Source organism: Pseudomonas frederiksbergensis, assembly GCF_900105495.1.
In the GTDB taxonomy this organism is placed as follows: domain Bacteria; phylum Pseudomonadota; class Gammaproteobacteria; order Pseudomonadales; family Pseudomonadaceae; genus Aquipseudomonas; species Aquipseudomonas frederiksbergensis.
In genome coordinates this window covers 4,007,664-4,024,329 of the sequence record NZ_FNTF01000002.1, presented here as the reverse complement: position 1 = coordinate 4,024,329, position 16,666 = coordinate 4,007,664, and the positions used below count along the sequence as shown (strand labels likewise).

At 59.5% G+C, this 16,666-nt stretch carries 10 protein-coding genes; 6 read left to right on the top strand and 4 right to left on the bottom strand.

From position 1 onward, the window contains the following. Positions 1 to 47 precede the first annotated feature (47 nt). The 4 genes from pgm to BLW70_RS19005 all read right to left on the bottom strand — a co-directional run bounded on the left by pgm (position 48) and on the right by BLW70_RS19005 (position 6,359). Positions 48 to 1,694, bottom strand: a complete 1,647-nt coding sequence (pgm, locus tag BLW70_RS19020; protein WP_074876507.1) for a phosphoglucomutase (alpha-D-glucose-1,6-bisphosphate-dependent) — start codon at positions 1,692 to 1,694, stop codon at positions 48 to 50. Positions 1,695 to 1,805: 111 nt separating this feature from the next. Continuing rightward, positions 1,806 to 3,206: an aminotransferase-like domain-containing protein gene (locus tag BLW70_RS19015; protein ID WP_074876505.1), complete on the bottom strand. Its 1,401-nt coding sequence runs from the start codon at positions 3,204 to 3,206 to the stop codon at positions 1,806 to 1,808. A 67-nt stretch (positions 3,207 to 3,273) separates the two neighbouring features. Continuing rightward, positions 3,274 to 4,761, bottom strand: coding sequence for a hypothetical protein (locus BLW70_RS19010; RefSeq protein WP_074876503.1), 1,488 nt, complete (start codon positions 4,759 to 4,761; stop codon positions 3,274 to 3,276). 575 nt (positions 4,762 to 5,336) lie between these two features. After that, positions 5,337 to 6,359 (bottom strand): zinc-dependent alcohol dehydrogenase family protein, encoded by a 1,023-nt coding sequence (locus BLW70_RS19005; RefSeq protein WP_074876501.1) that lies wholly within the window; start codon positions 6,357 to 6,359, stop codon positions 5,337 to 5,339. Positions 6,360 to 6,627: 268 nt separating this feature from the next. Between BLW70_RS19005 and BLW70_RS19000 the strand changes: the two genes are divergently transcribed. From BLW70_RS19000 to BLW70_RS18975, 6 genes are all read left to right on the top strand, one after another. Next, positions 6,628 to 7,545 (top strand): LysR family transcriptional regulator, encoded by a 918-nt coding sequence (locus tag BLW70_RS19000; RefSeq protein ID WP_008156370.1) that lies wholly within the window; start codon positions 6,628 to 6,630, stop codon positions 7,543 to 7,545. Between the two features lie 319 nt (positions 7,546 to 7,864). Next, complete coding sequence (mexE, locus tag BLW70_RS18995; RefSeq protein WP_074876499.1) at positions 7,865 to 9,118, top strand: multidrug efflux RND transporter periplasmic adaptor subunit MexE; 1,254 nt, start codon at positions 7,865 to 7,867, stop codon at positions 9,116 to 9,118. Between the two features lie 15 nt (positions 9,119 to 9,133). Beyond that, positions 9,134 to 12,316, top strand: coding sequence for an efflux RND transporter permease subunit (locus tag BLW70_RS18990; RefSeq protein ID WP_074876497.1), 3,183 nt, complete (start codon positions 9,134 to 9,136; stop codon positions 12,314 to 12,316). Further along, positions 12,313 to 13,734 carry an efflux transporter outer membrane subunit gene (locus BLW70_RS18985; protein WP_074876495.1) on the top strand — a complete coding sequence of 474 codons (1,422 nt, stop codon included), beginning with the start codon at positions 12,313 to 12,315 and terminating at the stop codon, positions 13,732 to 13,734. Before BLW70_RS18990 ends, BLW70_RS18985 begins: the two co-directional genes overlap by 4 nt. Before the next feature lie 246 nt (positions 13,735 to 13,980). Then, a complete protein-coding gene (locus BLW70_RS18980; protein WP_074876493.1) occupies positions 13,981 to 15,036 on the top strand; it encodes a tetratricopeptide repeat protein in 1,056 nt (351 codons plus the stop codon). Between the two features lie 115 nt (positions 15,037 to 15,151). After that, entirely contained in the window at positions 15,152 to 16,654 is a 1,503-nt protein-coding gene (locus BLW70_RS18975; protein WP_074876491.1) for an ATPase domain-containing protein, read from the top strand. The last annotated feature ends 12 nt before the right edge of the window (positions 16,655 to 16,666 follow it).

Here is a 16,666-nt window from a genome sequence, read left to right as displayed (position 1 = left end):
ACAAAAAAAAGGGCGACCGTGATGGCCGCCCTTTTTTACATTCTGGATTACTTCGCAGAGATCGCGCCGTCCACCAGTGTTTGCGCTTCTGCCACCAATTGCTTGAGGTGTTCGTCACTGACGAAGCTTTCAGCGTAGATCTTGTAGATGTCTTCGGTGCCCGACGGACGCGCCGCGAACCAGCCGTTCTCGGTCATGACTTTGAGACCACCGATCGCCTGGTCGTTACCCGGCGCGTGGCTGAGGATGCTCTGGATTGCTTCGCCCGCCAGTTGGGTCGAGGTGACCTGGTCTGGCGACAATTTGCTCAGCAGTGCCTTCTGCTCAGGATTGGCCTTGGCATCGACGCGCACCGAGAACGGTTCGCCCAGTTCTTCGGTCAAGGCGCGATAGGCCTGACTTGGGTCGCGGCCGGTACGGGCGGTCATTTCTGCGGCCAGCAGCGCCGGGATCAAGCCATCCTTGTCGGTGCACCAGACGCTGCCATCCTTGCGCAGGAACGAAGCGCCGGCGCTTTCTTCACCGCCAAAGCCCAGGGAACCGTCGAACAGGCCGTCAGCAAACCATTTGAAGCCGACTGGCACTTCGTACAGACGACGCCCCAGACGTTTTGCCACGCGATCGATCAAGCCGCTGCTGACCACGGTTTTACCCACGGCCGCATCGGCGCGCCACTGCGGACGGTTCTGGAACAGGTAGTCGATCGATACGGCGAGGTAGTTGTTCGGCGCGAGCAAACCGCCGGACGGGGTCACGATGCCATGGCGATCATGGTCCGGGTCGCACGCGAAAGCTACGTCGAAGCGCTCTTTGAGACCGATAAGGCCCTGCATGGCGTGAGTGGACGATGGGTCCATGCGGATCTGACCATCCCAGTCAACCGTCATGAAGCGGAAGGTCGGATCGACCTGTTGGTTGACCACTTCCATATCCAGACGGTAATGCTCGGCAATCGCCGACCAGTAGCGCACCCCTGCTCCACCCAGCGGATCGACACCCAGACGCAGCTTGGCATCACGGATGGCGTCGAAGTCGATCACGTTGATCAGGTCGGCGACGTAAGTGTTGAGGTAATCGTGACGATGGGTCGTGCTGGCCTTCAGCGCCTGCTCGTAGCTGATGCGTTTGACGCCGGCGAGCTTGTTGCTCAGCAGTTCGTTGGCCTTGGCTTCGATCCACTTGGTGATGTGGGTATCGGCCGGGCCACCGTTGGTAGGGTTGTATTTATAACCACCGCTTTGCGGCGGGTTGTGCGACGGAGTGATAACGATGCCGTCCGCCAGCCCCGACGTGCGTCCGCGGTTGTAGCAGAGAATCGCGTGGGAAATGGCCGGTGTCGGGGTGTATTCGTCACCTTCGGCAATCATTACCGTCACGCCGTTGGCGGCCAGTACTTCAAGGGCGCTGGTGCCGGCCGGGGTGGACAACGCGTGGGTGTCGATGCCGACGAACAGCGGGCCGTCAATGCCTTGGGCTTCGCGGTACAGGCAGATTGCCTGGCTGATTGCCAGAACGTGCCATTCATTGAAACTCAAGTCGAACGAGCTGCCTCGGTGCCCGGACGTGCCAAACGCTACGCGCTGGGTCGAAATGGCGGCATCGGGCTGACCGGTGTAATAGGCCGTTACCAGTCGCGGGATGTCGACCAACAGTTCTACCGGTGCCGGTTTGCCCGCAAAAGGACTGAGTGTCATGCAAAACCTCTGAAGTAGAGTGGTTCAGGAATAGGAACGCAGTTTACTGGCAGTTTGACCGCAGCGCGATGGGATCGATCCATCAGTATCACGCAGGGGCTGGGACCCCGTTCAATCGATCGACTCCAGACGCAAGGCGTCTCCTAACAAGCCCATCGCCGCGGCAAGGTCGTGATCACCGCCGAAGGTATGACTCAGGCGCAAGTGTTGCGCATGCAAGCCCTGGAGGCTGAACAGCTCTCCCGGTGCGAACACCACCTGATGCTTGAGCAGACGCTGGAACACCCGACGTACATCGACCTGGCGCAGCGAACGAACCCACACGGTCGCCCCGCCCTGAGGGTCGACAAAGTGCAAGGCATCCCCCAGACGCTCCTGCAACAGTTGTGTCATCTGCACTTTGCGGTCCTTGAGCATCCGCCGTAACACCTGAAGATGCTGGTCGACACGTCCATTGCCGTACAAGCGCGCGATGGCTTTCTGGCGAATCGGTGACAAGCGGAACGAACGCAGCAGAAAGTACCGCTGCAATTCAGCACTGAAGTGCCGCGACAGCAGGTAGCCGTAGGGCGCCTCCGGCCCGATGATTTTCTCGAAAGTGGAAAACACGATCAGCCGATCGGGGTCCAGCAGGTCGCGAAAGCGCGGGCCGTCCGGTTCGAATCCTAGTTCGCCGTAGCAGTCGTTTTCCAGCACCCAACTGCCATGTCGCTCCAGCAACTGCGCGACGATTTGTCGGTTGTCGTCGGGTGCCAGGCTGCCTCGCGGCATGTTCAGCCCGGATGAAACCATCACCAGCCGCACCGGCTCGGTCTCCAGCAGCTCTTTGAGCCATTCGACGTCCAGGCCACCGCAGGATTGCACCGCCAGCTCGATCACTCGCACCTGCGCAGCCTGGAGCAACCGCAGAATCGCCCAGTCGCACGGCGACTCGACCAACACCGTGGCGTCCTTGAGATTCAACACCGCGATTAGTATTTCCAGTACGCCACGCAGGTCGGCACCAATATAGACATCGTCGGCATGCCAGCAGCGCAGCGGCGAAGTGGTGTAGCGCGCGGCCAGGGCGATGCGCAACTCCAGCTCGCCGCAAGGTTGGGATGTCGGTTGCGGCTGACGCGGATACTGGCGCAGCAGTTCTCTTTCAAGTAGCAGCAACGGACTGTCGAGGGGTTGCAGCAGCGCCGGTTCATCGGCGCTCAACACCAGCATGCCGGGACGTCTGGCATTGACATAAACGGTTTCGAGCAGGTCGTTGCCACTGCTGAGCGTGTTGATAGAGGATACCGGCAATGCGTAATACCCGGACTTGGCCACCGAATAGACGCGACCTTCCTTCTCCAGCAGCGAATATGCGTACTGAATGGTCGAGATCGACACGCTCAGACGCTCCGCCAACTGACGCAACGAAGGCAGGCGGACCCGCGTGTCACTGACCGGTTCGTTGATCAGGTTAGTCAGATATCGGTACACCGCCTGATACGCGAAGTCTGTTTCTCGCGGCCCTTTCATGGGCAAGAGCCGAATGCCGTGTGAACGTCCTCATGCATCGTCAGAAAATCTGTCAAGCCACGCACTTTCAGCGCCCCGCTGACCATTCATCCGCCACCGCCGTGTCGTCGTCGCAAGCGGTTGCCACTTGCACACCCGCGCTGTCGATTTCCAGCGCGCCTGCCCTGCTTTCACCTGCAGACAACGGGGCCATGCGATAAATCTTGCCAATCAAGTTGACAGGCAAACCGCTGACATCGGTCATCCAGTGCAGAACCTGCTCCGGCACCGGCTGGCCCTGCATTGCCCGGTGCAAATCAGGCATCGCCACGAGCATGCCGGGGTGGCACTGGCGCAGAAAACGCTCAAGCGCCGCGCCATTGTCGACGAAAGGTGAAAAAAGCAGGCACACCAGTTGAGCCTCGTTCAGGCCAAGGCTTTTTTGCGCCTCGGCCGCCGCCAGCACGCGCAGTTCGGCCAACATCGCCGGATTGCCGAACGCCTCTACCGCTTGTTCGCACAACCGTTCCGCCAGTTGCTTGCGCCGCATCATGATCAATGCACGCTGCAGGTATTCGGTGACACCTGTTTCGTAGCCGCGGTCGTGGACGAAGCACGACTGCAAACCCCGCATGTGGGCGCAGATAGAAAGGCTGACGTACTCGTTGTCGCTGAGCTGAGCCGCCAGTTCGTCGGCTTGAAAACCGAGAAACTCTGTGAGCAGCGGCCAACGCTCTTCCAGGTTGCTGACCAGCAAGTCGTGAATGTCGATGTACGTGGCGCGACGACAGGCCTCGAATCGTTCGGCCGGGCGCCATGCAACCTGGCCATGCTCGGCATAAAAAGCGCGGTAGCAGTCGCTGCCCAGTTCATCGAGCAATGCGAAAAGCGCCTCGTAGCCGGTTTCGTGATGATCCGAGGTCTTGAGCCCGGCCTTGGCGGCCGCACGCTTCAAGCCGTCGAGAAACTGTTTCTGCTGACGGGGTGAGTCGCTGCTGATCAACGCATCGACACCGCGGTCCCAGCGAGCTATTTGCCCATAGAACTCTCCGGTGGCCAAATACCCGTCGTCCCACAGTTCAAGCGGCCCGTTCCAGGCGCGACAATGGCCCACCATCAAAAGATTGAGCCGATTGGACTCTCGGCCACCTTCGGAAATCGGCGTCAAGTGGTTGAACGGCAGGACCTCCCGGTTATCAACCATCAACACTTCGACCCGAGGATCGTCGTAGAGGAACAAGGCGCTGCAGCTGCGATGGATGTTTTCCAGGGCCGTCGGGCTTGCGTCGTTCAAGCGCAAGGAGGCCACACGCAACTGGAACGTCGCTGGCGCCCGGCCGGCGATACTCAGCTGCGCAGCGCGCAGCAGCGCCAGGGTGTAACAACTGTCACGGGACCCCGACTGAATGGCCAGGACCTTGAATTCGACAATATGCTCCATGCCTCCGGCGGCCACCACCAATCGCTGAATCATCAGTTGCAATGCCGTGCGTTCGGCACGCGAGAAGAAACTCAACAATCGCTGCAGCACTTGCTGATAGACATAGTTCATCGCTTGGTCATGGATATTGGTCATCTTTATTTACCTGATACTTGTAAGTTCGATGTCGTGCCAACCACCACACGCATTGCGCAATGGGTTGCTTGCCCCGACTGAAGTACTGGACGCTATTGCCAAATGCTAGCACTTAAGCTTTTAGTAATTATTTGAAATAACTGGAAGTCCCCCTTGCTCCCGCCAGAGGCAGGTGACCGTGAACCCCTGTAGAGCCGGGCCCTTGCAGCCGACCGCGAGATCCTAGGAAATATCCGACAACGTCCCACAGACAATTAGCACAAGAAATAGAGAAAGAAGTCACCCATGTTTTTTTGGTAACGGCGCAACGACGAACTATTGGTCGGATATGTATTAACAGTGTGTATTGAAAAGTATCAAGCTGATACCCAGCCATGACTCATTCCTTGAGATGAAAGTAATCATTCAATTATCAAGGCTTATATGATGATTAGAAGATACAGATTGAGAGCAAAAACCAGTTCAGTTGCTGAACTGACCTATTGAGGGGGCGAGGCGACATCTCATTTCAGCGGGGTTGAAACAGAAAAGTCCGCGGCGGACGCGGACTTTGCAGAGGGGCTTACATGAAGGACTTAGGCAGGTTCGACCTGGAGGGCGACCCGTTCGCGGCATGGGCATTCGTCCATGTAGCGGTGTGCTTCTACAAACTCGGCAAACGGGAAGACCCGAGTCTTGAGCGGTAGCAGCACGCGGTCGGCGGTCATCTGGTTGATGTCGCGCAAGGCGCGTTGCAGTGCGACCTGGTCCTGGATGATGCCCAGTTCCGGCTTGCCGGTGAAGTTGCCGATGCAGTGCACAAAGAACTGGATGTTCTTCTGGAACGCCGCACAGGCCGGGAACGGCGTCTGGTTGCCACCTTGCAGGCCGTACAGTACCAGGCTGCCGCGAGGTGCAAGCACATCGCCAAGCAACGACATCTGTGGCCCGCCGAGACCGTCGAACACCACGTCCACGCCACGGTTGTCGGTGATCTTGTTGATCTGCATCAGCAGATCCTGTTCCTCGGTGACGATGACTTTCTCGGCGCCCAGGGACAGCAGATTCTCACGTTCTTCCGCGGTCTTGGTTGCGGCAATGACCCGGATGCCCAGAGCCTTGCCCAATTGTACGAAGGACGGACCGGCACAATGACTGGCGTCGGTCACCAGGGCGAATTGCCCGGGCTTGACCCGTGCCAGATCGACATAAGCAAAGTAAGCGATCAGCAGCGGCGTGTAATGCACACTGGCTTCGATCGGGCTGAGTACGTCCGGGTAACGAGTCAGTGCCGTACGCGGCAGAACGATCTGTTCGCCATAGACCGGATAATCGTTGGGGCTTGCAGCCGGGAAGCTGGCGACTTTGTCGCCGATTGCCAGATCATCGACGCCCTCGCCGACCGCCGTCACGACGCCGGACATTTCATGGCCAAGGCCTGAAGGCAGACGAGCGTGAGACGAGGCCAGGTTCTGGCGCCAGAGAATGTCGTACCAGCTGATGCCAATCGCCTCGACGCGCACCTGCACTTCGCCCGGTGCAGGGAGAGCGGCCGCATGCTCTTCGCATTTGAGCACCTCGGCTGGACCAAACTTGTGAAAACGGATCGTGCGGGACATCGCAAACCTCGTCAAAGAAACCTCTAATGCCCTGAACTCTATCCGGGCTTTCTACCCAAGACTATCAGTGGCTATTAATAGTCGACATGCCTGTCATTGATTCCGCAGCGCCGGTGACATCATCAAATGCCGTGAAAACCGAAGCATCCATTTCAGGAAAACTGAATTACTCGGTGCAGAGTAGCAGCCTTTCCCCTTAATATTCATGCCGGCCATTGTTCTCATATGGCCGCTCTCGTCAAGCTTGATGACTCTGCCAGGACTCCAGATGAATCGTAATGACCTGCGTCGTGTCGACCTGAACCTGTTGATCGTTTTCGAAACATTGATGCACGAACGCAGTGTGACCCGCGCTGCGGAGAAACTGTTCCTCGGTCAGCCGGCCATCAGTGCGGCGCTCTCGCGCTTGCGCGGGCTGTTCGATGATCCGTTGTTCGTGCGCACCGGTCGCAGCATGGAACCGTCCGCCCGGGCGGTGGAAATCTTCGCCCTGCTCTCGCCTGCACTGGATTCGATTTCCACCGCGGTCAGTCGTGCGGCGGAATTCGATCCGGCGACCAGCACCGCGGTGTTTCGCATCGGTCTGTCGGACGATGTCGAATTCGCCCTGCTGCCGATGCTGCTCAAGCGCCTGCGTGCCGAATCCCCGGGGATCGTGCTGGTGGTGCGTCGGGCCAACTACATCCTGATGCCGAGCCTGCTGGCTTCGGGCGAGATTTCCATCGGCGTCAGCTACACCGCCGACCTGCCGGCCAACGCCAAGCGCAAAGTACTGCGCCGCAGCATGCCGAAGCTGTTGCGGGCCGACACAGTGCCAGGGCCGTTGAGCCTGGATGATTTCTGCGCGCGGCCTCATGCGCTGGTGTCGTTCGCCGGTGACCTGAGCGGCTTTATAGATGAAGAGCTGGAAAAGCTCGGGCGCAAACGCCATGTGGTGCTTGCCGTGCCGCAGTTCAACGGTCTCAGCACACTCATCAGCGGCACCGATATTGTCGCGACCGTGCCGGATTATACGGCTGAAGCATTAACGGCGGCCGGCGGTGTGCGGGCTGAAGACCCGCCGTTGCCGGTGCGCAGTTTTGAATTGCACATGGCCTGGCGTGGGTCGCAGGATAATGATCCGGGTGAGCGTTGGTTACGCTCGCGAATTCAGATGTTTTTTGGTGATCCGGATAGTCTGGCCTGATCCTGATTGTTATGAGGGCTGATGGCCTCTTCGCGGGCAAGCCCGCTCCCACAGGGATTTGTGAACACCATAGATTCAATGTGGGAGCGGGCTTGCCCGCGATGGCCGCGACTCGGTTCTACGTCCAACTTTTGCACTCCCCGCAACACAGAATTGTCATCATCCCAATTGATAGCCGCCTAACGAAAGGTGCACGCTAGAGAGCTTGCCTGGCGCTTATATCATTCCGAATGATAGTTATCTTTGCCTCATTCGATTCGTGCGATACAGCCTCCCCGAGCATCATCCGCCCATTCTCAATACATTGGCGGATGCATCCATGGAACAATCACTCAAACATTTACGCTTCCCGTTGGCCCTGTTGGCCGTGCTGGTGATGAGCGCTTGCGGCAAGACTCCGGACACGGCCGCCACTATGCCCGCAGCCAAGGTCAGCGTGGCCAAGGTGCTGGAACAACCGGTGAACGAGTGGGACGAATTCACCGGGCGCCTCGAAGCCCCGGAAACCGTGGAGATTCGTCCACGGGTCTCCGGCCAGATCGATGAAGTGGCCTTCACTGAAGGTGCTTTGGTCAAGAAAGGCGACCTGCTGTTCCAGATCGACCCGCGTCCATTCCAGGCCGAGGTCCGCCGCCTCGAAGCCCTGGTTGCCCAATCCCGCGCCACCGCCACCCGCAGCGAAAACGAATCCCAGCGTGGCGAACGTCTGCGCACCAGCAACGCGATCTCCGCCGAGCTGGCCGATTCGCGCACCAGCGCTGCTCAAGAAGCCCGCGCCGCCGTCGGTGCCCTCCAGGCGCAACTGGACCTGGCCAAACTGAACCTGAGCTTCACCCGTGTCACCGCGCCGATCAGCGGCCGCGTCAGTCGCGCAGAAATCACTGCCGGCAACCTGGTGACCGCCGATACCACCGCGCTGACCAGCGTGGTGTCCACCGACAAGGTCTACGCCTACTTCGACGCTGACGAGCGTGTGTTCCTCAAATACACCCAGCTCGCTCGCCAGGGCAAACGCGGTGCTACCACGCCGGTGTACCTCGGTCTCTCCAACGAAGACGGCAACCCGCACCAGGGCGTGATGAACTTCGTCGACAACCAGGTCAACCCGAAAACCGGCACCATCCGTGGTCGCGCGGTGTTCGACAACACTGACGGTCAATACACCCCCGGCTTGTATGCCCGCCTGAAACTGGTCGGCAGCGGCACCTATTCCGCCGTGCTGATCAACGACGAAGCGGTCGGTACCGATCTGGGTAAAAAATTCGTGCTGGTGATGGATGCCGACAACAAGACGGCGTATCGCTCGGTCGAGCTGGGTCCGAAGATCGAAGGTTTGCGCATCGTGCGCAGCGGCCTGAACAAGGACGACACGATCATCGTCAAGGGTCTGCAACGGGTTCGCCCTGGTTCGCCGGTCACGCCAGAAGTGATCCCGATGGCCAGTGAACAAACCCTCGCGGCACTTGCACAACAACGACAAGCGCTGGAAGCCAGCAACCTGCCCCAAGTCGCACCTGCCAAGGTCGCGCCGGGTTCGGTTGTGAAATTGGCTGCCGCGACTCCACGCGGTTAAGGGACGACAACTCCGATGAATTTTTCCCAATTCTTCATTTCACGGCCGATCTTTGCCGCGGTACTTTCGCTGCTGATCCTGATCGCCGGTGCCATCTCGCTGTTCCAGTTGCCGATCAGCGAATACCCGGAAGTGGTTCCGCCGACCGTTGTGGTTCGGGCGAACTTCCCGGGTGCCAACCCTAAAGTCATCGGTGAAACCGTGGCCGCGCCACTGGAGCAAGCCATCACCGGCGTCGAGAACATGCTGTACATGTCCTCGCAGTCCACCGCCGACGGCAAGATCACCCTGACCATCACCTTTGCGCTGGGCACTGACCTGGACAACGCACAGGTCCAGGTGCAGAACCGGGTGACCCGGACCGAACCCAAACTTCCAGAAGAAGTGACGCGTATCGGTATCACCGTGGACAAGGCGTCGCCCGACCTGACCATGGTTGTGCACTTGACCTCGCCGGACAAACGCTACGACATGCTCTACCTGTCCAACTACGCCTTGCTCAACATCAAGGATGAGCTGGCGCGTCTGGGCGGTGTCGGTGATGTGCAGCTGTTCGGCATGGGCGATTACTCGCTGCGGGTCTGGCTCGATCCGAACAAGACCGCTTCGCGCAACCTGACCGCCACCGACGTCGTGACCGCCATTCGTGAACAAAACCGTCAAGTAGCGGCCGGTGCCCTGGGCGCTCCGCCTGCGCCGAATGCCACTGCGTTCCAGCTGTCGGTCAACACCCAAGGTCGTCTGGTTTCCGAAGAAGAGTTCGAGAACATCATCATTCGCTCCGGCGACAATGGTGAAATCACTCGCCTGAAAGACATCGCTCGTGTCGAACTCGGCTCCAGCCAATACGCCCTGCGCTCCTTGCTGAACAACCAGCCGGCGGTGGCAATCCCGATCTTCCAGCGCCCCGGCTCCAACGCGATCCAGATCTCCAACGATGTCCGGGAGAAAATGGCCGAGCTGAAGAAAAACTTCCCGGAAGGCATGGACTTCAGCATCGTCTATGACCCGACGATCTTCGTGCGCGGCTCCATCGAGGCGGTGGTTCACACTCTCTTCGAAGCCCTGATCCTCGTTGTGCTGGTGGTGATCCTGTTCCTGCAAACCTGGCGCGCCTCGATCATTCCGTTGGTGGCGGTGCCGGTTTCGCTGATCGGTACGTTTGCCGTGATGCACCTGTTCGGCTTCTCGCTGAACGCCCTGTCACTGTTCGGCCTGGTGTTGGCTATCGGTATCGTGGTCGACGATGCGATTGTGGTGGTGGAGAACGTCGAGCGAAACATCGGGCTCGGATTAACCCCTGTAGAAGCCACCAAACGTGCGATGCGTGAAGTGACCGGCCCGATCATCGCAACGGCGTTGGTGCTGTGTGCGGTGTTTATCCCGGCCGCGTTCATCTCCGGGTTGACCGGGCAGTTCTACAAGCAGTTCGCCCTGACCATCGCGATCTCGACTGTGATCTCGGCGTTCAACTCGCTGACCCTGTCGCCCGCCCTGGCTGCGGTGTTGCTCAAAAGTCATGACGCACCGAAGGACCGTTTCTCCAAGGTTCTCGACAAGATCTTCGGTGGCTGGCTGTTCCGTCCGTTCAACCGCTTCTTCGACAAGGCCAGCCATGGTTATGTCGGCACCGTGGGCCGGGTTATCCGCAGCAGCGGTATCGCCTTGCTGGTGTACGCCGGGCTGATGGTGCTGACGTTCTTCGGTTTCTCCAACACCCCGACCGGTTTCGTACCCGGCCAGGACAAGCAATACCTGGTGGCCTTCGCGCAACTGCCGGACGCCTCGAGCCTGGACCGTACCGAAGACGTGATCAAACGCATGTCCGACCTGGCCCTGAAACAGCCTGGCGTGGAAAGTGCGGTGGCCTTCCCTGGCCTGTCGATTAACGGTTTCACCAACAGCCCTAACGCCGGCATCGTGTTCGTCACCCTGAAACCGTTCGACGAGCGTAAAGACCCGAGCATGTCCGCCGGTGCGATTGCCGGTGCATTGAACGGCCAGTTCGCCGGGATCCAGGAAGCCTACATGGCCATCTTCCCGCCGCCGCCGGTACAAGGCCTGGGCACCATTGGTGGTTTCCGCCTGCAGATCGAAGACCGGGGCAACCTGGGTTATGACGAGCTGTACAAAGAAACCATGAACATCATCACCAAGAGCCACAACGTGCCGGAACTGGCCGCCCTGTTCACCAGCTACACCGTGAACGTGCCGCAAGTCGATGCCGCTATCGACCGCGAAAAAGCCAAGACCCACGGCGTGGCCGTCAGCGACATCTTTGACACCCTGCAGATCTACCTGGGTTCGCTGTATGCCAACGACTTCAACCGCTTCGGTCGCACCTACCAGGTCAACGTTCAGGCAGAACAACAGTTCCGTCTCGAACCGGACCAGATCGGTCAGTTGAAAGTGCGTAACAACAGAGGTGAGATGATCCCGCTGGCGACCTTTATCAAGGTCAGCGACACCTCGGGCCCGGACCGCGTGATGCACTACAACGGCTTCATCACCGCTGAAATCAACGGTGCTGCCGCTCCCGGCTACAGCTCCGGCCAGGCCGAAAAAGCCATCGAGAAACTGCTCAAGGAAGAACTTCCGAACGGCATGACCTACGAATGGACCGACCTGACCTACCAGCAGATTCTGTCCGGTAACACCGCACTGTTCGTGTTCCCGCTCTGCGTGCTGCTGGCGTTCCTGGTACTCGCGGCTCAATACGAAAGCTGGAGCCTGCCATTGGCGGTGATCCTGATCGTACCGATGACCCTGCTGTCGGCCATCACTGGTGTGATTGCTTCGGGAGGCGACAACAACATCTTCACCCAGATCGGTTTGATCGTACTGGTGGGGCTTGCCTGTAAGAACGCGATTCTGATCGTCGAGTTTGCCAAGGACAAACAGGAGGACGAAGGCATGAACCCGCTCGCGGCGGTGCTCGAAGCTTGCCGCCTGCGTCTGCGGCCGATCCTGATGACTTCCTTCGCGTTCATCATGGGGGTTGTGCCTCTGGTGTTCTCCAGCGGTGCCGGTGCCGAAATGCGTCATGCCATGGGTGTGGCGGTGTTCTCCGGGATGCTCGGGGTGACCTTCTTCGGTCTGTTGCTGACACCCGTGTTCTACGTATTGATTCGTAACTTTGTGGAGCGCGGTGAAAAGCGCAAAGCGGCCAAGGTCCTGAAACTGGAGGCGCAACAATGAGTCTGAAAGCCTTCCTGCCGAGCCTTCTGGTACTGGCCCTGAGTGCCTGTGCCGTCGGCCCGGACTACAAGACTCCAGCCACTGAGCCGGCCAACATCACCACCGCTACCGATGGCAGCGCCGGTCAGAAAAACTTCGACCGCTCGCGTTTCGAAGGCATCTGGTGGCAGCAGTTCGAAGACCCGACCCTCAACCAGTTGGTGACTCAATCGCTGCAAGGCAACCGTGATTTGCGCGTGGCCTTCGCTCGCTGGAAAGCGGCCCGGGCGATTCGCGATGACGTCAGCAATGACGCCATGCCCACCATTACCAGCCGGGCCAGCAGTGACCTGGCCAAGGGTCAGATTCCGGGCCAGACCACCAAACGTGTCAGTAGCGAACGCTACGACCTGGGCCTCGACATGGCGTGGGAGATCGACCTGTTTGGGCGTATCCAGCGCAACCTGGAATCCGCCGACGCCGAACAGCAAGCGCTCGAAGCCGATCTGTACCAACTGCAAGTCTCGATGATTGCTGAACTGGTGGATGCCTACGGTCAACTGCGCGGTGCGCAACTGCGGGAAAAGATCGCCCTGGCCAACCTGAACAACCAGCAGGAATCGAGCAAGATCACCGTCAGCCTGCGTGATGCCGGCGTCGGCGATCAGCTCGATGTGGTCCGCGCCGACGCACGCCTGGCGTCCGTCGAAGCCAGCCTGCCGCAATTGCAGGCCGAACAGGTTCGGCAGAAAAACCGCATCGCCACCCTGTTGGGTGAACGGCCGGACAAGCTGACCGTCGACCTGAGTCCAAAAGACTTGCCGGCAATCGCCAAGGCCCTGCCAATCGGTGATCCGGGTGAACTGCTGCAGCGCCGCCCGGACATTCTCAGCGCCGAGCGCAAACTGGCCTCCGCCACCGCCCGTATCGGCGTGGCCAAGGCTGATTTGTTCCCACGGGTCAGCCTTAGCGGTTTCCTTGGCTTCACCGCCGGGCGCGGTTCGCAGATCGGGTCCTCGGCGGCCAACGCCTGGGCTCTGGGTCCAAGCATTACCTGGGCCGCGTTCGATCTGGGCAGCGTGCGAGCACGTTTGCGTGGCGCCGATGCGGATGCTGAAGGCGCCCTGGCAACCTACGAACAGCAAGTCCTGTTGGCGTTGGAAGAATCGGAAAACGCCTTCAGCGACTACGGCAAACGGCAACAACGCTTGATCTCACTGATTCGTCAGAGTGAGTCGAGCCGCGCCGCTGCCGACCTGGCGGAAATTCGCTACCGCGAAGGTACGGCGGACTTCCTCGTCCTGCTCGATGCCCAGCGTGAGCGTCTGGCGGCAGAAGACACTCAGGCCCAGGCCGAAGTCGATCTGTATCGCGGCATTGTCGCGATCTACAAAGCCCTGGGCGGTGGCTGGCAACCGGAGTCTGTCGCCAGCAAGTAAAGTTTTAACGAGCTCCTTTGGTTGGCCGCAACCAACCAATTCCTTTGCCCTGCGCCTCATTCGGTCGCGGGGCTTTTTTTTGCCTGAATTAAGGGATGGGACGCAACCTGTAGGCAAAATCATTGCAAAGCCAGCCTGCCTCGAATTGCCTGACTGGCGAATTGAACGGCGTCTGGGTTTGACTCACAGCCTTGGCTGACCGAAGCTGGCAACTTTGCAACAGCTTGCCAGCTCCCGGATTCCTGCATGCCCCAGTCCCGCCGCTACCTGCTCATCAGCCTCTGCGTCCTGTTTGCCATCGGCCTTGCCTGGTTTTTCCTGCGCAGCACAACCCCCGCCGTGCCGGAGGCGATCAAGCGTGGCTACAGCGAGGCGCTGAACCAGGCGCGCGCAGGTCAACCGGGCGCGGCGCGAGTTCTCTACCAGCAATTGGGCCGCCCCGATATATCGCCCAAGCGTCGCGTCTGGTTGCATGCCGAACTGCCCAACTACCCCAGCTCCGTGGCCCTGAAACTGGCGGATGCGGACTTGCAGCATGAATCGCCGGACGTGCGCATCGCCGCGATCAAAAGCATCAGCGGTCTGGTGCCCAGCGGCCAGCGCAGCCTGCTGTTGGGCCCGTTACTTGATGATGGCGAACAGCGCGTGCGCTATGCCGCAGTGAACGCCCTGCTCGGGCTATCGCCGGACGACCTCGGTTTGTACTTCGGGCCGCTGGAACAAGCCATCGATGCCTGGGAACAGGACCTTAAGAGCCAGCCGCAAAGCGCCGACAGCCAATATCAACTGGCTCGGTTGCATCTGCACAATGCCGAACTGAAAAAGGCGCAACAGGCGCTGGAGAACACCTTGCGACTTGCACCCGGCAACCTGCCCGCGCTGGTGATGCAAATCGACGTGCTGGATCGCCTGGGCCAAAACGATGCGGCCCGACAGCTGTTGGCCAAGCAGTTGAAGGCTCAGCCAGACTCGGCCTACCTGCAACATGCCCTGGGACTCTGGTTGTTGCATCACGGGCAAAGCGAGTTCGCCCTGCTCGGCCTTTCCAAAGCCGTGGAGCTGGAGCCGGATAACAAGGATTACCGCTACGACCTGGCCACCACGCTTCACGATCAACAGGAGCTGGAAGCGGCGCAGAAACAGTTGCAGGAGATCGTCCAGCGCCACCCGGCCGACCGCAGAGCCCGGGTATTGCTGATCAACTACTGGAAAGAAAGCGGCCAGCTACAGAACGTGCAGATTCTGTTGGCGCAACTTGAACAACTCAATCCCGACGACCCTGCCCTGCAGCAAGGGCTTTAACAACAACAAAAATTTCGTTGAACTCGTCGTCTCGACCAAGGGTCAAGAGATCAGGCAGTCCATTCAGGCACTACCGCCTGCTGCCTCGTTTCCCCTAGTCATGAGAGGGCATTTTTTGTCTACATCAAACGAGTTGATCAGTGCAAAAGCCGCCACCGGCATCGAAGGTCTGGATGACATCCTGGCCGGTGGTTTGTCCCGCGGCCATGTGTTTTTACTGGAGGGTGAACCCGGAACCGGCAAAACCACCGTCGCTTTGCATTTCCTGTTGGCCGGCGCTCGTGCTGGTGAACGCTCGTTGTACATCACCCTGTCCGAGACCGAACGCGAATTGCGCCAAGGGGCCTTGTCCCATGGTTGGGAGCTGGATGAGAACATCCACATCTTCGAGCTGACACCCCCGGAAAGCCTGCTCAATGCCGAACATCAGCAAAGCCTGCTGTATTCCTCGGACCTTGAACTGGGCGAAGCCACCAAGCAGATTTTTGAAGTGGTCGAACGGGTCAAGCCGACTCGTGTAGTGCTCGACAGCCTTTCCGAGATCCGTTTGCTGGCCCAGAGTTCTTTGCGCTACCGTCGCCAGATCCTCGCGATCAAACACTACTTCGTGCGCTATGACGCCACAGTGGTGTTGCTGGACGACCTGACCACCGAATCCCTCGACAAAACCGTGCACAGTGTGGCCCACGGGGTGATTCGCCTTGAGGAACTGACCCCCAACTATGGCGCCGAGCGTCGGCGAATCCGCGTGGTGAAGTACCGTGGCCAGAAGTACCGTGGCGGGTTTCATGACTTCACCATCATGGGCGATGGCGTTCATGTGTTTCCGCGCCTGGTGGCCGCCGAGCATCGCGGTCGCTACATTCGCCAGCAGTTAACCAGCGGCATCAAGGAAATGGATGCCTTGCTCGGTGGCGGGATCGAGACCGGTTCCAGCACGTTGATCCTCGGCCCTGCCGGTACCGGCAAATCGCTGATCTCGATGATCTTCGCCGCTGCCGCCGTGGCCCGTGGCGAAAAAGCTGCGCTGTTCATTTTCGATGAAGAGCTCGGGTTGCTGTTCGAGCGCATGAAGAACATCGGCATCGACCTCAAGGCGCTGCAAGACACCGGCAACCTGCTGATCGAGCAGGTGGACGCGGCCGAGTTGTCCCCCGGAGAGTTTTCCTACCGGGTTCGTCGCTGCGTCGATGACGGCGATATCAAGACGGTCGTGATCGACAGCATCAACGGCTATCAGGCAGCGATGCCCGAGGAAAACGCGTTGGTACTGCACATGCACGAGTTGCTGCTGTACCTCAATCGCCAGGGTGCCGCGACCTTCATGACCGTCGCCCAGCATGGACTGGTCGGCGACATGCAGGCCCCCGTGGACATCACCTATCTGGCCGACACGGTCATCCTGCTGCGCTACTTCGAGGCACTGGGCAAGGTGCGCCGGGCGATTTCAATCATCAAGAAACGTACGGGCAGCCATGAATCGACCATTCGCGAATACCGCATCAGCGCTCAGGGCATGACCATTGGTGAACCACTGGATGCCTTCCAAGGGGTATTGCGCGGCGTCCCGACTTATCTGGGTGCCAGCAACCCCTTGCTTGAGGAACAAAGCCCGTGATCGCCCAGGAAG